The 21,551-nt window shown below is 68.3% G+C and carries 17 protein-coding genes and 5 pseudogenes; 11 read left to right on the forward strand and 11 right to left on the reverse strand.

Going from position 1 to position 21,551, the window contains the following annotated elements; translation table 11 throughout:
* Positions 1-72: 72 nt before the first annotated feature.
* The 4 genes from VQ02_RS10035 to VQ02_RS10050 all read right to left on the reverse strand — a co-directional run bounded on the left by VQ02_RS10035 (position 73) and on the right by VQ02_RS10050 (position 3,703).
* Positions 73-1,737 (reverse strand): type IV secretory system conjugative DNA transfer family protein, encoded by a 1,665-nt coding sequence (locus VQ02_RS10035; protein ID WP_048444040.1) that lies wholly within the window; start codon positions 1,735-1,737, stop codon positions 73-75.
* Positions 1,738-1,791: 54 nt separating this feature from the next.
* Positions 1,792-2,346 (reverse strand): hypothetical protein, encoded by a 555-nt coding sequence (locus VQ02_RS10040; RefSeq protein WP_048444041.1) that lies wholly within the window; start codon positions 2,344-2,346, stop codon positions 1,792-1,794.
* An 83-nt stretch (positions 2,347-2,429) separates the two neighbouring features.
* On the reverse strand, positions 2,430-3,176 hold the full coding sequence (locus VQ02_RS10045; RefSeq protein WP_048444042.1) for a P-loop NTPase family protein: 747 nt from the start codon (positions 3,174-3,176) through the stop codon (positions 2,430-2,432).
* Entirely contained in the window at positions 3,176-3,703 is a 528-nt protein-coding gene (locus tag VQ02_RS10050) for a hypothetical protein (protein ID WP_048444043.1), read from the reverse strand. Before VQ02_RS10050 ends, VQ02_RS10045 begins: the two co-directional genes overlap by 1 nt.
* A gap of 314 nt (positions 3,704-4,017) precedes the next feature.
* Between VQ02_RS10050 and VQ02_RS10055 the strand changes: the two genes are divergently transcribed.
* The 3 genes from VQ02_RS10055 (at position 4,018) to VQ02_RS35485 (ending at position 7,619) form a co-directional block, all read left to right on the forward strand.
* Positions 4,018-4,314 carry a hypothetical protein gene (locus tag VQ02_RS10055; RefSeq protein ID WP_048444044.1) on the forward strand — a complete coding sequence of 99 codons (297 nt, stop codon included), beginning with the start codon at positions 4,018-4,020 and terminating at the stop codon, positions 4,312-4,314.
* On the forward strand, positions 4,311-7,256 hold the full coding sequence (gene mobF / locus VQ02_RS10060; RefSeq protein WP_048444045.1) for a MobF family relaxase: 2,946 nt from the start codon (positions 4,311-4,313) through the stop codon (positions 7,254-7,256). Before VQ02_RS10055 ends, mobF begins: the two co-directional genes overlap by 4 nt.
* A gap of 69 nt (positions 7,257-7,325) precedes the next feature.
* Positions 7,326-7,619, forward strand: a complete 294-nt coding sequence (locus tag VQ02_RS35485; protein ID WP_083469131.1) for a FitA-like ribbon-helix-helix domain-containing protein — start codon at positions 7,326-7,328, stop codon at positions 7,617-7,619.
* A 68-nt stretch (positions 7,620-7,687) separates the two neighbouring features.
* Here the strand turns inward: VQ02_RS35485 and VQ02_RS10065 are convergent, their stop codons facing one another.
* A complete protein-coding gene (locus VQ02_RS10065; protein ID WP_238235811.1) occupies positions 7,688-8,914 on the reverse strand; it encodes an IS701 family transposase in 1,227 nt (408 codons plus the stop codon).
* Positions 8,915-9,039: 125 nt separating this feature from the next.
* Between VQ02_RS10065 and VQ02_RS35490 the strand changes: the two are divergent.
* A pseudogene (locus VQ02_RS35490) lies at positions 9,040-9,192 on the forward strand (transposase); the annotation flags it as partial.
* A gap of 58 nt (positions 9,193-9,250) precedes the next feature.
* On the opposite strand, the gene VQ02_RS35120 reads toward VQ02_RS35490, so the two are convergent.
* Positions 9,251-10,663: an ISL3 family transposase gene (locus VQ02_RS35120; protein ID WP_048444046.1), complete on the reverse strand. Its 1,413-nt coding sequence runs from the start codon at positions 10,661-10,663 to the stop codon at positions 9,251-9,253.
* Between the two features lie 306 nt (positions 10,664-10,969).
* Between VQ02_RS35120 and VQ02_RS36860 the strand changes: the two are divergent.
* Positions 10,970-11,152: pseudogene (locus VQ02_RS36860) on the forward strand (IS5/IS1182 family transposase); the annotation flags it as partial.
* A 248-nt stretch (positions 11,153-11,400) separates the two neighbouring features.
* Here VQ02_RS36860 and VQ02_RS10075 read toward each other — a convergent pair.
* Positions 11,401-12,429 carry an IS110 family RNA-guided transposase gene (locus VQ02_RS10075; protein WP_048444047.1) on the reverse strand — a complete coding sequence of 343 codons (1,029 nt, stop codon included), beginning with the start codon at positions 12,427-12,429 and terminating at the stop codon, positions 11,401-11,403.
* A 74-nt stretch (positions 12,430-12,503) separates the two neighbouring features.
* On the opposite strand from VQ02_RS10075, the pseudogene VQ02_RS35495 reads away from it, so the two are divergent.
* Positions 12,504-12,842, forward strand: a pseudogene (locus VQ02_RS35495) (transposase); the annotation flags it as partial.
* A 260-nt stretch (positions 12,843-13,102) separates the two neighbouring features.
* Here VQ02_RS35495 and VQ02_RS10080 read toward each other — a convergent pair.
* Positions 13,103-14,131 carry an IS110 family RNA-guided transposase gene (locus tag VQ02_RS10080; RefSeq protein ID WP_048444048.1) on the reverse strand — a complete coding sequence of 343 codons (1,029 nt, stop codon included), beginning with the start codon at positions 14,129-14,131 and terminating at the stop codon, positions 13,103-13,105.
* Between the two features lie 92 nt (positions 14,132-14,223).
* On the opposite strand from VQ02_RS10080, the pseudogene VQ02_RS36865 reads away from it, so the two are divergent.
* A pseudogene (locus VQ02_RS36865) lies at positions 14,224-14,367 on the forward strand (IS5/IS1182 family transposase); the annotation flags it as partial.
* Between the two features lie 505 nt (positions 14,368-14,872).
* Here VQ02_RS36865 and VQ02_RS10085 read toward each other — a convergent pair.
* The gene (locus VQ02_RS10085; RefSeq protein WP_053080306.1) at positions 14,873-16,408 is read right to left on the reverse strand and encodes a carbohydrate porin; all 1,536 of its coding nucleotides are present in this window, start codon (positions 16,406-16,408) and stop codon (positions 14,873-14,875) included.
* 106 nt (positions 16,409-16,514) lie between these two features.
* Complete coding sequence (locus VQ02_RS10090) at positions 16,515-16,994, reverse strand: DUF2721 domain-containing protein (protein WP_048444058.1); 480 nt, start codon at positions 16,992-16,994, stop codon at positions 16,515-16,517.
* Between the two features lie 222 nt (positions 16,995-17,216).
* Between VQ02_RS10090 and VQ02_RS10095 the strand changes: the two genes are divergently transcribed.
* The gene (locus tag VQ02_RS10095; protein ID WP_048444049.1) at positions 17,217-17,621 is read left to right on the forward strand and encodes a flagellar basal body rod C-terminal domain-containing protein; all 405 of its coding nucleotides are present in this window, start codon (positions 17,217-17,219) and stop codon (positions 17,619-17,621) included.
* Positions 17,622-17,627: 6 nt separating this feature from the next.
* Here the strand turns inward: VQ02_RS10095 and VQ02_RS10100 are convergent, their stop codons facing one another.
* The gene (locus VQ02_RS10100; RefSeq protein ID WP_048444050.1) at positions 17,628-19,163 is read right to left on the reverse strand and encodes a phospholipase D-like domain-containing protein; all 1,536 of its coding nucleotides are present in this window, start codon (positions 19,161-19,163) and stop codon (positions 17,628-17,630) included.
* Positions 19,164-19,388: 225 nt separating this feature from the next.
* Between VQ02_RS10100 and VQ02_RS10105 the strand changes: the two genes are divergently transcribed.
* The 3 genes and pseudogenes from VQ02_RS10105 to VQ02_RS10110 all read left to right on the forward strand — a co-directional run.
* Positions 19,389-19,940 carry a DedA family protein gene (locus VQ02_RS10105; RefSeq protein WP_091891680.1) on the forward strand — a complete coding sequence of 184 codons (552 nt, stop codon included), beginning with the start codon at positions 19,389-19,391 and terminating at the stop codon, positions 19,938-19,940.
* A gap of 97 nt (positions 19,941-20,037) precedes the next feature.
* Complete coding sequence (locus VQ02_RS39015) at positions 20,038-20,286, forward strand: hypothetical protein (protein WP_236012820.1); 249 nt, start codon at positions 20,038-20,040, stop codon at positions 20,284-20,286.
* A gap of 51 nt (positions 20,287-20,337) precedes the next feature.
* Positions 20,338-21,339: pseudogene (locus VQ02_RS10110) on the forward strand (sodium:proton exchanger); the annotation flags it as partial.
* Between the last annotated feature and the right edge of the window lie 212 nt (positions 21,340-21,551).

Below are 21,551 nucleotides of genomic sequence, written 5' to 3' on the forward strand. Positions count from 1 at the left end.
ATAATATATTTATTGTGAATCGATATAATTCAGTTCAATAAGTTTTGCACGTCGTTCAATGTAAGTGCATCATCAGCTTTGTCCGACCGGGGCTACAGAGTTGATCAGACTTAAGAAGCGTGGGTCGGAATGAGCCACGGTTTTGTGCAAGCGGATCGGATGGCGCGGATAAGCGGCACTGTTGGCGAACACCAGAAGCTCTCGGCTCGGCATGCTGGTCAGGGCCTGAGCCGGGACCAACCGCGCGGCCTGCGGTGTCAGGGCAATGCTGCGCTGACCCTGCCCCTCGGCGGGCCGGGTCAGCGTCTCGACCCGGGCGGTGTAGTCGCCGAGCGCCCGCGACCAGCGCTCGCTCGCGTCGGGATCGACCGCCGGCACGTCGAACACAGTCACGATCTCGGCGGTGTTGAGGATGGTGTCGGCCCCCGCCTGCCCGTAGAGGCCGACAATCTGCGAACGGTCCTGCCACAGAGTCCAGAGCGAGGCGCCGTAGCCCGGAAGCTCGGCAGATGCAGTCAGGATCTCGGAGAACCGCCCGAGGGCTGCGGCCTCGTCGATCATCACCAAGATGCGTTCGGCCGGCCGGTTGCGGCGCACGCTCGTGAACAGATCGCTGAGGAACCAGCGCAGCAGCGGCGCCAGCAGATCTTTGTACTCGGGCGGCACCGCCACGAACAGATCGACCCGGCCGGTGGCGAGGTCGGCGAAGTCGAAGCTGGTGGCGCCGACGAGATGGCGTAGGCGCGCGTCGGCGAGCCATTGGAAGGCCTGGGCGCAGGTGGCGACGAGCGGGTCGCGGGTCTTCGGATCGGCCTTGAGGATCTCCAGGGCGCTCAGCGCGGCGGGGGCCGGTCGCAAATGTTCGAGTTGCGCGATCAAAGTATCAGGGTCGGCGATCAGCGCCTGGACCTGTGCGACGCTGCGGGTGCCGCGCTTCAGGGTGACTAGGAGTGCACCGGTGATGAGATCGATCGCCCGGTTGCGGAAGTAGGCGGCAGCCTCGCCGTCGCCGCCCGGTTCGGGAAGGAGGGCGGCAGCGGTATGCTGAAGATAGAGCACATCCTCCGGATCGCGGTCAGCAAGGGGATTCCATCGGTCCGTGCCTCCCACGAGGTTCAGCGGATCGAGACAAATGACACGCCTGCCGATGGCGCGGCGCCGCTCGGCCGTAGCCCTGTAAAGTTCGCCCTTCGGATCGAAGACGACCGCGGGCCCGGACCAGGCGTTCGGCTCGGGATAGGCCAGGTTCGGGATCAACGCGCCGGAGGTCTTGCCCTTGCGCGGTGGCGCGATGGTCGCGAGCGTGCCCTGGACGGCGACGCGCACCGCGCGCCCGGTCTCCGGGTCGAGGCCGAGTTCGAGGCCTCGACCCATCGCGGCGCGCTCGGCGGCGGTCGCGAAGCGCGCCCCCCCGAACAGGTCGGAGGCGTCGCGCCGGGGCGCGGCCTTCGATCCGGCGAAGCGCCAGCCGATCATCAAGGCAATCGGTGCGAGCACCGCCATCAGCGTCCAGAAGCCGCTCGCGAACGCCGGCGCGCGGCCGATGAGCATCGCCCAGTACAGTTCCACGATCGCATCGAGCTGCCCGGTGCGCCAGAGCGCGAACCACATGCCCGGGCGCATGGCCTCACTCGGCCAGAGGGTTGGATCGAGCCCGTGCACGACGAGCGCCGCAGTGGGGTAGCCAAGAAGCAGGATCGCGATCGTCAGGACGACGATCTTCAATGCGAAGGACATCGATGGTGGATTCCGTCGATCAGCGGTTTGAGCGCAGGCGAGAGGTCATTCAGCTCAGGGGGCTGTGGCGAGGAGGCTCAAGGGCACGCGCGCCTCCGCGTAGCCGGACTGCGCCACCCAGCTTCGCAGCACACCGTCCGCGCCATCACGGCGCCAAAGCAGTGCGCGGGAACCAGGATCGAGCCGGCCCGCGACGCGCATGCCGTCCGGCATACGCCAGCCGATCGGCTGCGGCTCCGCACCCCGCAGGGTGACCCATCGCTCTGGCGTGCGGTACCAAGCGACTAGTGCCAAGCCGAAAAGCAGTAAGGCACTGCCCAGGCCGAGACCGATTGGCACGAGGCGGTAGGGCAGCCGAGAGCGCCAGATCGCGAGCCGGCTCGCCGTCCCGGCTCGGATCGGCCGATGCGAGGCCTCCGCATTCCGCAGCGAGTCCAACAGCGCCAGGCGGTCTTCCGGCGTGAGTACGGATTCCGCCTCGGCGAGGGCGGCAAAGCGCGCATCGGGTCGCGCCTTTAAAAGCCCGTCAAGCCGACGCTTGCTTACCCGCGCCACCTCCGTCGCCTCGGCCTCGGCCGCCTTAGTGGCGGCAGCGAGGTTGTCCCGCACCGTCTTCGCCGTCGGTGATCCCGAGGCAGATGGAGCCGAGGCGGGCGGGCCCGCGGGGCGCTTCGGTGGAATGGCCACGAGGCTCAGCCCTCGACTAGCCAGAGAGCCGCGGGCTTGACCGCTTCCATCACCGCGAGGCGGAAGGCGGTCAGGTCGCGCAGCATCCGCCCGGCCTGGGCCGGCGAGGTCTCCTTAGCGAGCCTGGCGCGGTCGAGCTTCGGGATGCCGCGGAGCTGCCCCGCCGTGAGCACCTCGCGGGTGGCGTCCTCTAGCTCGAACGCGCGCAAATGGCTCAGCGTCGCCGCACCTGCGACCCGCTTCAGAATGACGGGATCGATCGCGCCGCGCAGCGCGTTCGCCACCACGAAGCTTGCCGCCGCCCAGTCCTTGGCCGCCTGAAGCAGCTTGCCCGCATCCGCCAGCGACCCTGCCTCGGCCGCGACCACCACGACGAGGCCGAGCTCGATCCCGGCCTCACGCAGCGACGCCGCCTCGTCCTTGAGCACGCCGAGCAGGCTCGCCGAGGAATTGGCCCCGAGATCGACCAGCGTCGGACCGGTCACGCTGTAGAGCGCGTTGACGACCGGGTCGAACTCGGCGCGCGCTGCCTTGCCGCCCGAGGCCTCGATCGCCTCGCGGCTGGCGCGCACCGAGAAGTGGCGCACGCTTCCCGGCTCGTTGTCGGCCTTCGCGGTCTTGAACTCCGTAAGGCGCGGGGTCGATTCGACTTCGAGTATCGGCACGTCGGTGACCGCCTCGGCCAGCCCGCGGGTGATCGTGCTCTTGCCGATGCCGCCGGTTTCCTGAGCGACGATAAGAACGCGGGCCATCACTCGGGGTCCTTCCTGAACAGGTGCTTGTGCTTGGTGACGTGATGATCGCGGATTTCGGCCTCGCTCATGGGCGGCTCGCCGGATTCCGGAGGCGAACCGGCCGTGAGCTCGGGGGCGAGCCGGGCTCGCCGTGCGCCGGCATCGGAGGGCGAAGCCGGCGCGGGCCGGCGCGGTGGCAGTGGAGCCGCGGCGAGATCGGGCCGCATGTCGCGCAGAGCCGCCCGCGCGGCCCGGCGGCGGGCCTGCCGGCGCACGCTAGAAATCACGCCGGTCAGCTGCGTGTCGGTGAGCGGGCGCCCGTCGGCGGTGGCGTAACCCTGTGCGGTCAGGCCGGCGGCAATCTCCTTCCAGGTGCTGCCGGAGGCCTTCAGGGCGAGCAGCGCGTCGAGGTTGTCGCGCACCATCGCCATCAGCCCTGTGGCCGCCCGCCCGCCCGGGGCGAGCGTCATGCCGTCGCGCGCCTTGGCGGAGGCGGCGAGGTCGCGCTTGAGGCGGCTGAGGTCGAGGCGGGACTGCATCGGCATGTACGCCGACCTATCAGGCGGTCCCTTGTCGGCCGGTGTGGTGGGGCCGGCAAATGCCAGGGATCACGGCAAGGAATCGTTAGCGCGCGGCTGCATACGGCAGGTAACGGTTGCATCGCGGCTGGACGCGGCAGCAATACGGCAACCCACGGCCAAGTACGGCAGCGATTACGGCTGGGCCACGGTAGCAGAAGGGATATCACACCACACGCACTGAAGTGGCCCGGCGTTAACCGCGCGGCCGTGTCGGCCTCGCCCAACCGCCTCGTCCGTGCCAAGCCTGCCGTCTCGATCCGCGCGCAGCAGGTACGCCGATGGCCCAGGAGGTCAAGCTCACCGTGACCCTGGAAGCGGCGCTCGCCGCCCGGTTGCGAGCCGCCGCGGCCGAGCGCGGCTGGTCCGCCGAGAGCTTGGCCGTCGAGTGCATCGTCCAGCACCTGGAAGTGGCGATCCGTCACCGCGTCCTAGTCGAGCGGATGGAGCAGATCGACGGCGCCATCCTCGAGATGGCCCAGGCGGTCGGCGAACTCGGTGCGCCGTCGGCCGGCATCGACCTGTCCAAGGTCTGCCGCCTGCACAAGGGCGACGGCGTCGCCGATCCGGCGCCGTGACCGCCTCGCTGCACCGGCTCGGTGCCGGTTCGCCGGCAGCGTCGTACTACACCCACGACAGCCAGCGCGAAGCCAAACCCGACAAGCGGGACGAGTACTACCTCTCGGACGGCGGCGGGGTCTGGTGGAGCAGCGGCGAGACGATCGTGCGCCACGGCGCGGCGATCGATGCAGCCTCGTTTCGCGACCTGTGTGCGGGGATCCACCCAGGCACGGGCAAGCCGCTGGTGCGCGGTGCCGGCCCGGGTCACTGGGCGGGCGTCGACTGCACTATGACCCCCGGGAAGAGTGTGTCCGTGCTTTGGATGGCCGGCACGCCCGAGCAACGCGCTGCGATCGAGGCCGCCCATCGCGCCGCCGTCGAGCGGGCGCTGAGTTTTGTCACCGCGGAGGGCCTCGTCACTGTCCGGACCGGCGCCGGCGGTACCGACCAGCATCGCCCGCGCGACCTGATCGTCGGCCGGTTCGATCACTATACAACTCGTGAGGGTGACCCGAATATTCACACGCACTGCGTGTTCATCAATGTCGCTGGTACGCCTGCAAATGCCGGTGCTGGTCGATACAAGTCCCGGACGCATCTAACCATTGAGCCTGAGCGATTATATGCCGCCCAGCTCGGAGTGGGAGCGGCGTACAGGGCGGCCCTCGCCGAAGGGCTGCGCGAGCGGTTCGGCCTGCAGTATCGCGAGGCCGGACGCGGGCAGTGGGAGGTCGCCGGCCTGCCGGAGACGTTACTCGCGGCCTTTTCCAAGCGCTCGCAGCAGATCCTAGCCTATGCGGGCACGGGCGCCAGCAGCGCCCAGCGCGAGATCGCCGCCTTGGCGACCCGCCGGGGCAAGGAGGAGTTGCCGACCGGGCCGGAGCTGGAGGCACGCTGGCGCGCGGAACTCGCCGCCTGCGTGATCGATCCGTGGCTGGCCGCGCGTCACCTTGAGCGCGACTCCGCCCTCGTGCTGACCGCCGAGCGCGATCGGGAGCGGGAGACCCCGTTCGAGCCGCCCGAGATCCCCGGCGACGGTGCGGTGGCACGCGCCGCCTCGGCCTTGTTCCGGCACGAGAGCGTCGTGGCGCGCAAGGATCTGCTCCAGCGCGCCCTGGAGGTCGCGGGCCTCGCCGGCGTCGGGGTCGACGCCGTGGAGGCGGAGCTCGCCCAGCTCGAACGGGATGGCGCGCTGCTGCCGCTGGCCGACGCCGCGATGGTCCCGGGTGCCAGCGCGTGCTGGACCAGCCCGGGCATCGCCGCTTGCGAGGCGGCGATGCTGCGCGCGGCCGATCGTCCCCTGGAGCGGACCTGGATTACGCCCGAGGCGGTCGAGGATGCGCTGGAGCATGCGCCTCACCTCAGCGCCGAGCAGGGCGAAGCCGTGCGCCACGCCGCCGGTCGGGACGGGGTGTCGCTGCTGCAGGCCGGTGCGGGGACCGGCAAGACCACGACGGCGGCCGCCCTGGTGGCCGCCGCCCGCGGCTCCGGTCTCCGGGTGATCGGCCTCGCCCCGTCGTGGGTGGCCGCCGACGAGCTCGGGCGCTCGACCGGGATCCCGGCGCAGGCGATCGCGCGCTGGCGCCAGGACCGGACGCTGACAGCAGGTCCGGATACCGCCAACCGCCCCGACCGGCCGGCGCTGCTCGACGCCGGTACCCTGGTGCTGGTCGATGAGGCGGGGATGGTCGCGACCCGCGACATGGAGGCCGTGCTGAGCGCGGCCCGGTCGGCCGGGGCGAAGGTGGTTCTGATCGGCGATCGGCGCCAGCTCGCCTCGGTCGGGGGCGCGAGCGCTCTGCGGGCGGTCGCCGATGTGGTCGGGCGCTCTGTGGTGCTCGAACAGGTCCGCCGGCAGACGGTGGAGTGGCAGCGCGCGGCCTCGGTGCTGATGGCGCGCGGCGAGGTCGAGGCGGGCTTGCGCGCCTACTCGGCCCGGGACCAGATCGAGCTGGTCGCCGGCGCCGAGGCTGCGCAGGCGCGCGTGCTCGCGATCTGGACCGAACAGCGCGCGGCGCAGGGCGAGGACGTGCTGATCGTGACCCGGCGCAACGCCGACGCTGCAGCGCTGAATATCCGGGCGCGGGCCGTGCTGCGGACAGAGGGACACCTCGGTCCCGATGTGGTCACCCTGCCGGCGCGCGACCGTGACGACAGGCCAGTGCCGCTCGCTCTCGCTGTCGGCGATAGCCTTCGCATCGGCGAGAGCCTGCCGCATCTCGGGTTGCGCAACGGCAATCGCGCCCGGGTCGAGGGGATCACAGTCGAGCCGGAGGGAGGAGCACGCCTGCGCCTGGCGCTGGAGGATGGTCGCGCGCTGGAGGTGGCGTGGTCGGATCTGGCGCAACAGCCGCGGTTCGGCCGGAAGCGGCCGCAGCCCAGGATCGTGCATGCCTATGCGGGCACGGCCTACGCGGCGCAAGGCCGGACCTCGTCCGCGGCGGTGATGTATGTCGGGGCGGCGACCGACGCGCGCGAGCTCTATGTCGGCCTGACCCGGCACCGGCACGAGGCCAGGGTGGTGGTCGAGCGCGACCGGCTCGACGCCCTGTGCCGGCAACGTCAGGCGGATGCGTGGATGCCGGCCACCGACGCGATGGTGCTGGAGCGCCTGTTCCGTGAGGCGCGGAACTACAGCGAGAAGGCCAACGTAGTCGATCACGCCGCCGACCGGGTGGCTTTCGTGCGGGATGGATCGCTGGAAACGCGCGAGCCCATCGGCCAAGGGGTCGACGTGCCGCGCGTGATGCGCGCGGCGCGGCTTTTACGTGAGGCGATGTCGTGGCTTGGCGTCGAGCCGCTCATCGTGCCGACGTGGCGGCTGGTGGATGCCTACGGGCGTCGTCTGACGCAGGCACCGGCCCGGGCGACGCGCGCTTTGGTCGACGAGCTCGCCCGCCGCCTCGATCGCCCCGATCCGCTACTCGACCGTGAGCGGGGTCGCCACATCGAGCGATGATAAGGCTGAATGCAGAGTGCAAAAAACGATTTCGTTGCCAGCAGTGCTAGCAACGCCTACGATCGGAGCATGGCCGTTTCCCACGCACCCAGCGCGACGATCACGATCGGTAATCTTGACGGGCGGGTGAAGAAGCGGCTTCGCGGGCGCGCTGCTATGAATGGCCGATCAATGGAAGCCGAGGTGCGTTCAATCTTCTCGGACACGCTCGGCACCGAGGCAGTCGAGTCGGTGAATTTGGCGGAAGCGATCCGCCGGCGGGTCGCGCCGCTTCGTGGCATTGAGCTTGAAGATCATCCAGCCATCTCGCTCGGTGAGCCGCTCGGATGGTGCTCTAAGATTACAGTTGCATCCTTCTTCTGAGATGCGCCTGTCGAGCGGCAGCTTGGTGGGCGCGCCGCCAGGCTGACCAGGCGAGCACGAGGGCGGGCTCAATGCGCCGCTGCGCCAGCCGCATCGCCACGCGCCGGATCTCTTGGATGGACCACGGCACCGGCGAGCTTGGCGATGAGCGTCGTTTTTGGGGGCGGACTGTTGGCCAAGTGGCGCACCCGCGCCAGCATCGCGAAGGCCAGCATCACCAAGCTGACGTGCCGGTGCCAGCCGTGCCACGAGCGGCTCTCGTTGTGGGCCAATCCGAGTTCCGTCTTGGCGGTCTGGAACGCGTCCTCGATCGCCCAGCGCCGGCCTTCCACCATCACCAGCTTCTCGACCGGCGTGCCGGCCGGGCACCAGGTGGTGAAGTACGCGAGCGCCCCGTCCGACAGGCTGCGCCGCACCAGCAGGCCGCGCGTCCACAAGCTCTGATCGAGCGCGGCGTCGAGCGCGTCGGCCCGGAGCGTGGCCAGCGGCAGATAGGCCCAGTCAAACAGGCGTGGTCCCTTGATTCCGGCTCCGGCCGAGAGGCGCAGCCAGTCCTGGTCGGGGATGCCCTTGGCGATCTCCGCGGCGGTGCCCGCGACGTCGAGGTGTGCGTTCCAGGACCAGAAGTGATGCTGACCGGTAACGCCCAGCACGTAGCCCTTGTAGGCGCGCCGCAGAGCCAGCTCGATCTCGCCCACGCCGTAGATGCTGTCGACCGCCATCCAGGCAAACGGCACCTCTGCCTGGATGGCCCGCTCGATCATGGTCTGCGCCAGCTGCGGCTTGGTGGCGAACGTGATCGCCTCGGGCACATGCGCTGCTTGCCTTCGGGCTGGATCGCCGGTCCAGGCTTTGGGCAGGTACAGGCGACGGTCGATGAAGGCATGGCCCTGATCCGAGACGTAAGCGGCAAACACCCCGGTCTGGCAGTTGGTGATCTTACCGGCCGAGCCTGTGTACTGCCGGCCCACACCGCATGAGGCTTTGCCCTGTTTGAGAAAACCGGTCTCGTCGATCACGAGAACCGCGTCGGGTGCGGCAAGCGTCTCGACGACGTAGTCACGCACGACATCGCGCAACGCCTCCGCATCCCAGTGCGTGCGACCGAGGATGGCCTGCTGGCGCCAGGGACCCGGGTCCCCGGCAGCCTCAGCCCGCATCCAGCCGGTTTTGCGCCGCTCACCCCCGAGCAGGCCGTCCAAGAAAGCGTTAACCGAGGCGGCGACACTCGGGGCGGCGAACAAGGGGCGGATGCGCTGTTTGGCCTGTCGTAGCGTCCTGGACCAGAGCTCCAGCGTGGATTGGAGCGAGGCTTAGGACATCGCGCTCTCCCATCCGAAACCTCTCAGATAGGAGCCTTTCCCTTCAACTGTAATGCTAAAAGCGTGGGACAAAACTGGTGTGAGTGGGTTGGGAGCGTATGGACGCTCTCGTTCCCGACGACCTGTGGGCAGTGATCGAGCCGCTTCTGCCGTTTGAGCCTGAGAAGCCGAAAGGCGGTCGACCGCGCACCTCGGATCGGGCGGCGCTGGCTGGCATCATCCTGGTTCTGCGCACGGGCATGCAGTGGAAGCTGTCAGCGGGCGTTGAATACTGGTTCTTCCGCACTTCGTGCGGCGCGGAACGACAGGTCAGATCGCTATGAGGGCGCGCTGGCGCAACAGCGCGAAGCCCGCGCGGCCGAACATCGTGCGCTTGAGCATCTTCTGCCTACCGATCTGCCCCTCCACCGGACTCGTCGACCAGGGCGTCGTGATCGTGCCGCGTAACGCGTCCCTGTCGCCCTCGAGGCCGACGGCGAACTTCGCCAGCGGCGTCGCAGCCGCCGCCGCGAACCAAGCCTCCAGGCTCTCGCCCGAGCGCCGTCGCACGAGGTCGGCAAAGCGCGTCGCGACGGCCACGCTCTTCGCCAGATCGGGTGCCTCTACCCGTAAGCGATCGAGGAAGCGGCGATCGTCCGCAACGAGCGTGCTCGGGTCCGCCTGCAGAAGCCACGCCGTCCGGTTGATCGACGGGGGCCGCCATGGCGGCGCGCTCGTCGAGCCGGGCGTGGCGTCCATCACGTCCGTGCTCGCGCGACGCCGCCGCATCGCCCAATCCCGCACCATACGCGGACGGATGTCGGCGCCCGCGTGGATCAGCCCGCGGGCGAGTTCGGCGGCGTTGCGGCAGCCGGCCTGCCAGCGCGCCTCGAGATGATCGCGGTAGGGGTCGAGGATCGTCGGCACGATGCGGCGTCGCTGCCAGGAGGGCGGTGCGTCCTGGCGCAGCCAGACCCGCACCGTCTTGCGATCGAGATCCAGAGCGCGAGCCATGCCGGCCACCGAGGCGCCGGCCTCGGACAGCCGCTTGAGCTCGGAGTGCCGAGCCCGACGCGGCGCGTGCGTCGCCTGCTTCCGAACCTCGATCGCCGTCGGCGGCCGCGCGGCTCCCGCCACAGCCCGCGCCGCCTCGACCTCGTAATCGACGCGCGCACGACCGACGGCGCGGATCACGCCATGATGATGGGCAACGATCGCATGCAGGGCGACGCTAAGGTTACGCAGCAGGTGAAAACGATCGAGCACGTGCTGGGCTTGCGGCGCGCCCGCGCGGGCGCCCTCGGCGAAGACGTCGGCGCGGTCGCGAGCGATGACCTCGATGCCCGGATGGGCGCGCAGCCACGCGGCGACGCTCCCGGCGTCCCGGTCGGGCAGGAGATCGAGGACGGTGTGACGTTCGAGGTCGACGACCATAGTGCCGTAGCTGCGCCCGCGCCGCCAAGCCCACTCGTCGATGCCGACGACGCGCGGCTCGGGTTGCGTCGGCAGTGGCGCCGCACGCACGAGGCGCACGAGGGTATCGCCACTCACCGGCATCGCGAGACGATGCGCCATACGGGCGGCGGGCGCACCACCGAGGGCGAGACCGAGATGGCGCTGGAGCACGCGCAGCCGCTCGGACCGGCGGGCGTGAGAGACGGCGACGTCACCAACGCTCTCGCTGAAGGTCCGCCGCGGACAGGCTGGGTTCGCACAGCGGAAGCGTTGCAGCCGGAGGCGCAGGCGGACGGACCGGCCCTGCTAGGGAAAATCGGCGAGGGTGCGCTCGCAATGACCGTGCTTGCGCCCTGCTGACGATCGACAGGTGGGACAGCGCGTCGGGCTCGGGCGGGGTACAACGCGCACGATGAGCGGGTCGGTCGCCGGCTCGATGCCGACGACGTTCAAGCCATCGGGCACGAGGGGCAGGATACGGCGGGGCATGGCGTCCTCCGGAAAGCCGATCTCCGGAGATGGGGCACGTCACGCCGGCCGGCACACTTCGCCACACGAAGTGCGGAAGAACCAGACTTCGGTGCCCGTTGATAGAAGCACCTGCCGCGTTTTGAGGTGGGCTGCAGCGGCAAAACGAGTTGGCGGCGGCTCGGCACGTGGCAGGCAGCCGGTGTTTGGGCCGCCCTGCACCGCGTGATGATGGAGCAGCTTCAGGACGCCGATGCGCTCAACTGGTCGCGCGCGGCCCTCGACAGTAGGAGCCTGCCGGCAAAACGTATGGCCCGCCCCGTCCGCAAGTGGCTCTGGATCCGCTGGTCTGAGCAGTCTGCATAAACGTATCCGGCCTTCGGGCGAGCCCTTGGCCAAGATGGAGATCCGCGCGTCCTGGGCCTCATAAAGGGGTCGGCGTCGAGCGCCATTTTTGCCGGGAGGCTTCCAGAACACCGATCTACTGTCAGGCCATCTTCCTCTCACCGCTCGCAGACATCGGAAGGCCGGCGCGCGCCGCGCCAGCCAAACTCGGATCAGGCGGCCACGGCCGTCGCCTCGTAGACGCGCCCGTGGCGCAGCAGCGCCCAGACGATGCGCGCCATCTTCGCCGCCAGCGCCACTACCGCCGTGTTGGCATGCGCCCGCGCCAGAAGCCCGCGCAGCCACTGCCCGAGCCGCGTATCACTTTGCCGGAGCGTCGGCATCGCCGCCCGGGCACCCTGGATGAGCGTTTTGCGCAGGTACTTGCTGCCGCGCTTGGTGATGCCGACCAGCCGGGGCTTCCCGCCGGTCGTCACCTGCCGCGGTACGAGGCCGAGCCAGGCGGCGAGGTCGCGTCCGCGGGCGAAGCTTGCCACGTCGCCGATGGCCGCAATCAGCGCGGTCGCATTGAGCGCGCCGATGCCTGGGATGGTGGTCAGCCGACGCGCGTTCTCGTCCGTGCGCGCCTGCTCGGCGAACTCAGCATCGAGCGCGGCGATACGCCGGTCGAGGCCCTGCCAACGCTCGCGCACCTCAGCCACGAGGGTGCGCATGCGCGGTGTGAGCGAGGAGCCCGCTCTTGTGTCGAGTAACGCAGCCAGACAGGCGGCCAGCTTGGCCCGCCCTTGCGCGACGACATGGCCGCGCTCCAGAAGGATGGCGCGGACTTGGTTCATCAGCGCCGTGCGCTCGCCCACGAGCTGGTCCCGGACCCGGTGCAGGGTTTGCACGTCGAGCTGCGCCTCGGACTTGAGCGCCACGAACCGCATCGTCGGGCGGGTGGCCGCCTCGGCGATGGCTTCGGCATCGCGGTCGTCGTTCTTCTGCGCCTTGACGTACGGGCGCACGTATTCCGGCGACATCAGCCGGACCGTGTGTCCCTGCTCTACGAGGGCGCGGCCCATGTGGTGCGCACCGCAGCACGCTTCCATGGCCACGACGCACCCCGGCAGCTTCGCGCCGAAGGCGATCACCGTCTCGCGCCGCATCTGGCGGCGCAGCACGACCCGCCCGCTCGCATCCAGCCCGACAAGGCTGCAGCTGTTCTTGCCCAGATCGATCCCCAGCACCGCGATCGTCATCGTTCCGCTCCATCCCTCATCTCGGCCGCGCTGCAAGCCTAGCAGTGCAGCCCGGTGAGGGGCGGGCCATCCATAAAGGGGGCTCCGCGACGGGCCCGAACCCGACGGACCGGGGCAAGCCGGGGACGAAGCGCCACCTCGTCGTGGACGCCAACGGCACGCCGCTCGGCCTGACGCTGACCGGGGCCAACTGCAACGACAGCCGTATGCTTGCGGCTACCCTCGACGCGGTGCCGGGCGTGCGCACGGGCCGCCGGGGCCGTCCGCGGCGCAGACCGGACAAGCTGCACGCCGACAAAGGCTACGATCATCGTCGCTGCCGGCACGAGTGCCGGGCACGCGGGATCGTGCCACGGATCGCTCGGCGTGGGGTGGAGAGCCGCGAGCGGCTCGGGCGCTATCGCTGGGTCGTTGTTTGATCGCGTTGCAGGCGTCAAGTTGGACGAGAGCGGTCGCCGCCGGATCGTGGTTGTTTCCGCGGTCGGCCCCTCTGACCGCCGCACCATGCGTCTCGAAGCGAGGCTCACCATGTCGAACGCGCGGTCCGGCTCGACACCGGCCGCAAGACCCGACCCCGGGATGGCCCTGCTCGCGTCCCGGCGGGGACGCCCTTGTCCGCCTCACGCTGGCGGAACTCGATGAACGGTACCCGTGCGTGCGTTCAGTACGTGCCTCACGCGGCAGCCGGCGGCCACGGCTGGAACGGTGTTCCCGCTCGCCACATCGCGTGCAACACGACCGCGAGTTTGCGCGCCACCGCGACGGCGGCGTGCTTGAAGCCCATGCGCTCGGCCAGTGCCCGTCCCCAAGTCTTCAGGGCCGAGTCCTGCCGCACGCGCACCAACAGGCTGGCCGCCGCCTCGAACAGGTAGCTTCGCATCAGCCGGTCGCCGCGACGCGAGATCCCGCCCGTCCGGTCGATCTCGCCGGACTGACGGCGGACCGGCGTCAGCCCGAGATAGGCCCCAACGGAGCGTGAGTGGCGGAAGTGCTCGGGCGCCTCGATGGCGGCCGCAAAGCTCGTGGCGACGATGACCCCAACGCCGGGGCAAGTCATCAGCAGGCGGCAGGTCGCATCGCCCCTGGCCAAGGTGATGAGCCGTCGATCCAGGACACCGATCTGGCCGCGCACGGCGCGCCATGCCGCCAAGAGCGGCTCGACGATGACGGCGACGGTCGGACGGGACGCGATGAGGTCTTGCACCCGGATCTCGAAGGCCCGCCCCGCTCCCTTGCCGGCCATCAAACCGAACGTCTTGAGCGTGCTGCGGATCTGATTGGACAGGTCAACCGCTACGCCCATGAGCTGGGCGCGGGCGCCGATGAGGTGGCGCACGGCATGGGCGGCGTAGCTTTTGACGCGGGCCTCGCGGTACCAACCCATGCGTACGAGTTGCGCCAGCGTCTCTGCATCGCGCGCGTCGGTCTTGTTCCGCTGCAGGGCCGTGGCGGCTCGCGCATGCCTCGCATCCAGGCAGACGATGGGCAGGCCGAGCGCCTTGCAGGTGTGGTAGATCCAAGGGGTCAGCGGCCCCGTCTCCAGGCCGACGCGCAGGAGATCGGGGGCGTGACTCCGCAAAGTCGTGGTGAGCACATCCGGATCGCTGGCGCGTTTGCCGCGCCAGACCGTGGCTCCGGTCTCGTCGATAACGTGGATGGCGGTCTCTTCGTTGGAGACATCGAGGGCGCCGTATTGGGGCATGGAGGCGCTCCGATGCAGGTAAGGACGCGGCCATCAGACCGCATCGCGTCACCCTCAGCAGCCTTCAATTCCGGCTCGGGTCGCGATCAGCGCATGTCGAGCGCGCCTTCGCCTGGATGGCCCGCTTCCGCCGGCGGGCCATCCGCTACGAACGGCGCGCCGACCTCCATCTCGCCTTTACCACCGTCACCTGCGCCCTCATCTGCCGCAAACAGGTCAAACGGTTTTGTCCCTGACTTTAATTGACCAAGAGCGCGAGACGGTTCAAACTATGAATTGCTAGGATTTTAGGCAGTGATCAGACATGTTGTGTCGATGGTTGCTGATTTTGTTGGCGTCGAGCGTCTCTGCCGAAGCGCACCCCAGCGCTTCGCAAGGTGACGTGGGCACACCGCAGACGCTCACCGAACCCGTGTACGTCAGGCCTATCTATGGCGCCTATCGCCGGTGCGGAGGCGCCTGCCTCAAGAGCGGGTTGCTGACGTGGTTCTGTGGGACAAAGACGATCTGCATTCTCAACTGCGCGACTGGCCCCCCCGCCAGGCGCTGCGCGTCACGTTGAGCCGCTTCGACGCTCTACTGAAAAGAAGTGCGTGACCCGCGGGAGCGAAATATCCTGAAATTAAAAAATGACAGCCTGGAGTAGCTTGCGCCACTAACCCCAACCAGAAAAGTCTCTTAAACTCCAAGGTCAACACGGCCATCCGGTCGGCTTCGATCCTGTTCGAAATCATGTCGGCTTCAGAACTGTGCACGCAGCCGTGTCCCGAAGATAAAGGCCGGCCCACGATCCCGATTGTATCCGGGGCTTACTACGATCTGACTGTCGAACGTCAGTCGTATAGAAGGCGCCAGCGGCAAGCTGTAGTAAGCTTCGACGATCCTCTCGGCCCCAGGGTGGGGCAATCGACCGTCCCCGACGAGGATGCCGAGTCCTCCGGCATCGAAGTAGGCTTGATGCGGGCGGGTGATACCGTTGATGACGCCGGCTAATCCCACGGTGTCCGATGGGCGTCCCCAACGCTCACCCGCGATCGACAATCCCGCTGCCAAGGTTCTATCGACGTCGGTGAACTCGTACGGCTCAACATTTCCGTCGGCCAAGCCGCATCGGACGAACATACCGACGTCGGGCAAGATCTGCTGTTCGAGGTTGAAGCTGAGCCCTGGGCGGCTGCGGTAGCGGCGGACGGTCGCCACATCCGCGGGCCCGCCCGTCACCATTGCCAGACGAACCGCGTCGTCGAAGCGACCCATGCGGCCGCGACTGAGAAAGCCGGTGACCTTGATCTTGCCGGGTCGTCCCCAAAGTTCATGCCTCCGTTCGATCTCGAGAACGGCTTGATTTTGATTGAAACCTGGGTCCAGATCCTTGCTGTTGGGGACAATAGAGAGGTCGAAAAAGCCCGCGCGGAACACCCAGGCGTCCTGGTACCACTCTGCTGCGGCGCCGACCGTATAGCCCCACGCATTCGCAGCGTAATCGAATGTGCCGGTGTCAATAAGGGCCCAGTTGAGGAAGTCGGTTCGTGGGTCGTGGGCGTACCTGTTGGTGTCGAAGACATCAGCGACGCTGAACTTCCCTAACGTCAGCACGATCCTGTCGGCCTGCCGCGACCCGCCGAGCTGGTTCAGATCTGGATCGACCCTCTCGGTTTCGCCTCCCAAGCCGATTATCTGGCGGATGAAAGCGCGGTGAAGCTTCACGTAGGGGGTGATGCTGCCGACCTTGTAAGCTTCCCCGTTTGGGAAACCAGCGACACCAAGCGTGGTACTGAGACCAAAACCCTGATCGACCTCCGGGTTTAACCAAATCTCTGCCCCGGGCCACAGCCGCATACCCGCGTAGAGCGTGAAATCGAAGGTCTCCTTAATCTGCCCTTTGGCGTTGAGGCTGTTCGGCCCACGGTAGGGCGAGCGAAACCGAGAATTGCCCTGTGTGACGAAGGTGGTCTGGGCGCGAATGGCCCAGTCTTCTTCGACGAAAGCATCTGACACCGGAGCGTCCGAAGAGGGCGAACGCGACGTATCCTTCATCTCCGATCCGGCAGAATTCCAAACCGCGTCGCCGGTCCGAAAGATCGGGATGCTGGGTCCGCTGCCCGTGGTCAGCTTGAAGTCGGAGCCGCTGTCGGAAGCGTCAGCGCCGCCCTTTGCGTTGAGATGGTCGCCGAACCAATCGACGAAGGTCGGCCTCGACGGCATCGAGCGACCGAGCGGGAGGTCAGCCGTTCGACCGAACTCAACCGACATCAGCAACAGGGTCAGCGCACCCATAGCGGCTGCAGGGAGGGCGCAACACCGGGTAGGCATCGTGAATGCGGGCCCGAATTGATTAGCTGTTGCTATACCGTAAGCGGTGTGCTCAGGCCACGAGGAATGCTCAATCCGCTGCAGCAACTGCAGTGTCCTGCTGGTGCCCGACCTCAAGCCGGATGCTCCGGCTTGCCATAAGGATTTCGCACAGGAAGCCTGCAATGGCGGCGATCGTGAAGGCCAGAGCCAGTCCAAAACAACCGTAGAGCACCGTCTCCGTTGTCGCGTTCCTCAACTCGCCGATGAAAAGCACCATGGCTGCGATGCCCGTCAGGAACCCCGCCAAAGCCACGAGGCACACAGCTCCGTCGAGCAGGAGGGATCTCCGCTGCAATTGCGACAGCTGACGCGCCAGCCTTTTGGTCTCGCGGGAAGGCCCCTTCTTAAGATCCTGGGAGAGGTCACGGACTTGGTCCCCGATCCGGCCGTGGCGCGTTGCGAAAACGTTGAGCAAGGTCGCCAGGGCCGAGAGTAGAAAGATCGGGGTCAAGGCGACTTGGATGATGTGAGACAGATTGTCGAGGGCAACAGCAGTCGGATTTGGCATGCCGAGGCTCATAGGCAAAGCAGGCCTTGGATACCAGGGCCGATCGCGGGCGGTTTGACGCTTCGCCACGTGCAGCCCTGCAGAGCGCGGTCGCGACGCCATCCACTGAACCAACGCGCCGTGATTAACCGGCCATTAACCGCAATCCCTAACCCTTCCTTCAGGATTTTGCGAGTCGCGCCGGCATCGATCGTCCGCTCGCCGGATCAGGGGAGAGAACAGATGGCCGGGAGCGAGGGCGTCTCTGGATCCGCCATTGCGGCGGCAGGCCTGCGGGTGCAGCAGGGCCGCCTGCGCGTCATGACCGAGAACCTCGCCAACGCAAACAGCACCGCGAGCACGCCCGGCGGCGACCCCTACCGGCGCAAGATCGCGGTGTTCGAGCCGGTCGGGGCCGATGCCGAGCCGACCGGTCGCGTCGTGCGCGACACCAGCCCGTTCCGCTCAATCTCCAGCCCCGGGCACCCCGCTGCCGACGCGCAGGGCATTCTGAAGCTGCCCAACGTCAATCCTGCCACCGAGATGGCCGGGTTGCGCGCGGCGATGGGCGCCTACGAATCCAATCTGAAGGTGATCGCGACGCTCGACGACCTCAACAGGCGCACCGTCGACCTGCTGAAGATCTGAGGAGCGTCATTCGCTTGAGACGCCCGTTCGTTCGGCTCCGCGGCGCAGCGGATGCGCGCGGCGCCGATCGGCGAGCGCGTGCAGCACGGCTCTCCAGACCGGCTCGGGCTGCTCGGGGTCCAGAAGCTCGCCCTCGCTCAACGGCTGCACGGCTCCTGCGGCTGATGCGTCCAGGGGAACCAGTGTACGCCCGGTGTCGCAGCGTAGCGCCTCGATCGCCGCAATCAGCGAACCCGAGCGCGCCAGGGTGCGGGCGATGTCGTCCGGTGGAACACCGAGGTGCTCGCCGAGAAGCGCATCGCGCAAGCCGAGGATCTCTGCCGCGACGGCTCGATCGGTCGCATGGCCAGGCACGGCTTCGACGGCCAGATCGCATTCCGTATCGAGGCCCATCGAGCGGTTGTTCAGGTTGGACGAGCCGATCTTCAGCAGGCAGTCGTCGACGATCAGCACCTTGGCATGCACGTAGATCGGCTGCCCGGCTGCGGTCACCGGACGATAGATGCGGAAGCGTCCGAAGCGGTCCGCGCCGCGGATACGCGCCAGAACACGGCCGCGTCCCCGTCCCATGGCCGCTTCCTCGAGCCAGCCCATGGCACGCTCGGGATTGATCACGACGATCTCGGGCCCGTCCGGCTCCCTCAGACGGGATGCCATGGCCTCGGCGATGCAGCGTGCGGCGAAGTACTGACTCTCAATATAGATCGTGTGTCGCGCGGCTGCGATGGCGGCGAGGTAGAGTTGCTCGATCTCGTGCACGTTGGGGCGGCCGTGAAAGGGCGGCGCGGTCCGGGCGATCCCCACCTGCACGTCGCGCAGAAGCGGCCTCAGCCCGTCGGGCCAGGGGTCTTGCGTAGATGGACCGGGCGGCGCGATCCGCTCGCCGGTAGCATAGTGCCAGCGCTCGCGCGCAAGGTCACCGAGGGCTGACGCGGCCGCGCCGTCGACCGCGACGGTGGCGTCGTGGAACGGCGCGTAGGCGCGTCCCGACGGGCGCACCCGGCGCGTGTCCTGGTCGGCATGGTCGCGGGTGTCCCAGCGGTCGTCCGTCATGTCGATGCCGCCGCAGAAAGCGAGCGCGTCGTCGATCACCACGATCTTCTGGTGATGCGAGGCTCCGGGCGGGTGGGCACTGTCGAGCCGGAACTGGAAGCCGCGGGCCCGCATCGAGTTCAGAAGGTAGAGCGGCGTCGTGCCGCGCGCCAGCGTGCCGAGGACCCCTAAATTCCACTGCAGCACGCGGATGCTCAGCTCCGGCCGGCGCCGGCCGAGTTCGGACAGGAACGGGCCGAGTTCCTCCGGCAGGCCCGGCAGCGGGTGGTCGGGGTCGAGCTTGATGCGGGTGTCGAACTCCCAGCCGATGAACAAAACCGCGTGGCGGGCGCGCAGGAGGGCGCTGCGCAGATGCGCGAAGTAGGCGGCGGCATCCACGATTGGGGCAAAGCGCGCCGCAGGCTCGACGCGCCAGCAGGTCAGGCCGGACTGCAGCAGCTTCGCCCCGCCCGTGAGCGGGACCGATGCCGTATGGGGCGGATGATGCATCGGCGCGTTTGGTCCCCGGGATGGCGGCCCGCTGCATCGTCGCGCTGCAACAGGGCGCGGGCAGCGCTTTGGTGTCTGCGTATGAACCCGCCCCCCACTTAGTGCGTTCCCGATCCGACCTGCGGCGGCAAGGCTTCTGCAGGTGCCGCTTGCGAGGAGGTTGCGCTGGTCGACTGGATCGTAGCCGCGATCGAGCGGACCGGCTATCTCGGCGTCTTCCTGCTGATGCTGATCGACAACATCTTCCCGCCGATCCCCTCTGAGGTGATCATGCCGCTGGCAGGCTTTGCCGCGGCGCGCGGCCAGCTCAGCCTCGTCGGCGTGTTCCTCGCCGGCACGGCCGGATCGCTCTCCGGCGCGCTGGTCTGGTACGGCGTGGGGCGCTGGCTCGGACGCGAGCGCTTGCGGCGCTTCGCGGCCCGGCACGGGCGCTGGCTCACCCTGAGCCCGGCGGAGGTCGATCGGGCCGGCGCCTGGTTCGCCCGGCGCGGCGGCGTCACCGTCCTAGTCGGTCGCGTCGTCCCGGGCGTGCGCAGCCTGATCTCGGTGCCGGCCGGGGTGGCCGGTATGCCGCTCACGCCCTTTCTGGCCTACTCGGCTCTCGGCACGATCGTCTGGACCGGGCTGCTGACGGCGGCCGGCTACGGGCTTGGCGAGAACTACCGCAGCGTGGGCCGCCTCATCGAGCCGATCGGCAACGGCGTGCTGGTCCTGGCGCTCGTGCTCTACCTCTATCGTGTCGCCACCTTCGGACGCCGGAGCGGCGTTCGGGGCTGAGGCGCGGCAGAAACAGTCCTTTGCCGGCGTGATCGCGCGACGCTCGCTTCAGCGGAACGCGAACAGGCAGGCCGTGACATGACGTAGAGGAGTTCGCGTGAAACGCTTTCTGATCCTGGTTGCCGTCGCGGTCATGGCCACCCTCCCGGCCCTCCTGCTGCGCGCGACGGGCTGGCGGCCCAGCCCGGTCCTCGATGCCGCCGCCTTCGGCAGCGCCATTCTGGCGGCGGGCTTCCTGCTGTCTTGGGGAGCGGAGACGGCCGAGCAGCATATCGCGCAAGGCCTGATCCTGGCCGTGGTCGCCCTGGTGACCGTGCTGCCGGAATACGCGGTCGATCTCTATTAAGCCTACAAGGCCGGGCTCGAGGGTCCGGGGTCGCAATACGTTCATTACGCCGCCGCCAACATGACCGGCGCCAACCGGTTGCTCGTCGGCTTGGCCTGGCCCCTGATGGTGTTCCTGCATTGGACGAAGGACCGGCACCGCGCGGTCGATCTTGCCCCTGTCAATGCCGTCGAGATGGGCTTCCTGCTGCTTGCCAGCCTCTACGCCTTCGTGATCCTGTTCAAGCGCAGCATTTCCGTCGTGGATTTCGCCGTGCTCGCGGCCATCTTTGCGGCCTACGTCTGGCGCGTGCGCAACCTTCAGAAGAGCGACAATCCGGACGAGGCGGAGGAGCCGGGGCCAGCTGCCGCTCTAAACGCCTTGTCTCCCGGCCAGCAATGGGCCGCGATCGGGGCTCTGGTGGCCGTGGCCTGCGGCGTCATCCTCGCCTCGGCCGAACCCTTCGCCGAGGCCATGGTGGGCACCGGCCGGGCGATCGGGCTCAACGAGTTTCTGCTGATCCAGTGGCTGGCGCCCCTGGCCAGCGAGGCGCCGGCCATCTCGGTGGCGGTGCTGTTCGTGCTGGCCAACCGCGCCGGCGACGGGCTGATCGCCATGATCAGCGACAAGATCAACCAGTGGACGCTGCTCGTCGGCATGCTGCCGCTCGCCCTGAGCGTCGGCGCGGGCGCGATGAGCCCCCTGCCGCTCGATGCGCGCCAGGGCGAGGAGTTCTTCCTGACAGCGGCCCAGTCGCTGCTCGGCATCGCGCTCCTGCTGCGCCTGCGCCTCGGCCTCTGGTCCGCGCTGGCTCTGGCCGGGCTGTTTGCCGTGCAGGTCGGGCTCGCCTTCGTCTACCGCAACGACGAGGCGCGCACGATCGCGACGCTGACCTGGCTCGCCTGGGTCTATCTCGGCCTAGCCGGCCTTCTGTTCCTGATCAACGGACGCCGCCTTGTGGCCTTGGTGCGCAGCGCTCTCACCGGTCAGCCGTCTGAGGATCTCTCGGATGGCACACGAACCGACCTGGAGCCATCGGCAGACGAGAGCCGCGTCCCGTCTACGGCCCGCTGATCGGAGCGGTCCGGGCGGAGCCGACAACTCCGCCCAGCCCTGCCGACCTACTTGCTCGGCATGATCTTTCCGTCCGCCCCGACCCTGATCTTCTGCGACTGGCTGCCGGTCATCACCGTGATCTTGTACTGCACGCTGCTGGCCTCACGCTCGACCTCGGCCTCGGCCGCCTTGCCGCCTGCCTTCTGCTCGGCGGTCGCGACCGCCTGCTT

It is taken from the genome of Methylobacterium variabile (genome assembly GCF_001043975.1).
Classification (GTDB): domain Bacteria; phylum Pseudomonadota; class Alphaproteobacteria; order Rhizobiales; family Beijerinckiaceae; genus Methylobacterium; species Methylobacterium variabile.

What these genes read in the sequence shown, in the direction of transcription:
- VQ02_RS10045 (WP_048444042.1), bottom strand. Translation starts at nt 3,176, where the DNA reads ATGGCCCGCGTTCTTATCGTCGCTCAGGAAACCGGCGGCATCGGCAAG.
- VQ02_RS10050 (WP_048444043.1), bottom strand. Translation starts at nt 3,703, where the DNA reads ATGCCGATGCAGTCCCGCCTCGACCTCAGCCGCCTCAAGCGCGACCTC.
- VQ02_RS10085 (WP_053080306.1), bottom strand. Translation starts at nt 16,408, where the DNA reads ATGGGTGCGCTGACCCTGTTGCTGATGTCGGTTGAGTTCGGTCGAACG.
- VQ02_RS10100 (WP_048444050.1), bottom strand. Translation starts at nt 19,163, where the DNA reads ATGCATCATCCGCCCCATACGGCATCGGTCCCGCTCACGGGCGGGGCG.
- VQ02_RS35485 (WP_083469131.1), top strand. Translation starts at nt 7,326, where the DNA reads ATGGCCGTTTCCCACGCACCCAGCGCGACGATCACGATCGGTAATCTT.
- VQ02_RS10035 (WP_048444040.1), bottom strand. Translation starts at nt 1,737, where the DNA reads ATGTCCTTCGCATTGAAGATCGTCGTCCTGACGATCGCGATCCTGCTT.
- VQ02_RS10095 (WP_048444049.1), top strand. Translation starts at nt 17,217, where the DNA reads ATGGCCGGGAGCGAGGGCGTCTCTGGATCCGCCATTGCGGCGGCAGGC.
- VQ02_RS10105 (WP_091891680.1), top strand. Translation starts at nt 19,389, where the DNA reads ATGCTGATCGACAACATCTTCCCGCCGATCCCCTCTGAGGTGATCATG.
- VQ02_RS10055 (WP_048444044.1), top strand. Translation starts at nt 4,018, where the DNA reads ATGGCCCAGGAGGTCAAGCTCACCGTGACCCTGGAAGCGGCGCTCGCC.
- VQ02_RS10080 (WP_048444048.1), bottom strand. Translation starts at nt 14,131, where the DNA reads ATGCCCCAATACGGCGCCCTCGATGTCTCCAACGAAGAGACCGCCATC.
- VQ02_RS10090 (WP_048444058.1), bottom strand. Translation starts at nt 16,994, where the DNA reads ATGCCAAATCCGACTGCTGTTGCCCTCGACAATCTGTCTCACATCATC.
- VQ02_RS10075 (WP_048444047.1), bottom strand. Translation starts at nt 12,429, where the DNA reads ATGACGATCGCGGTGCTGGGGATCGATCTGGGCAAGAACAGCTGCAGC.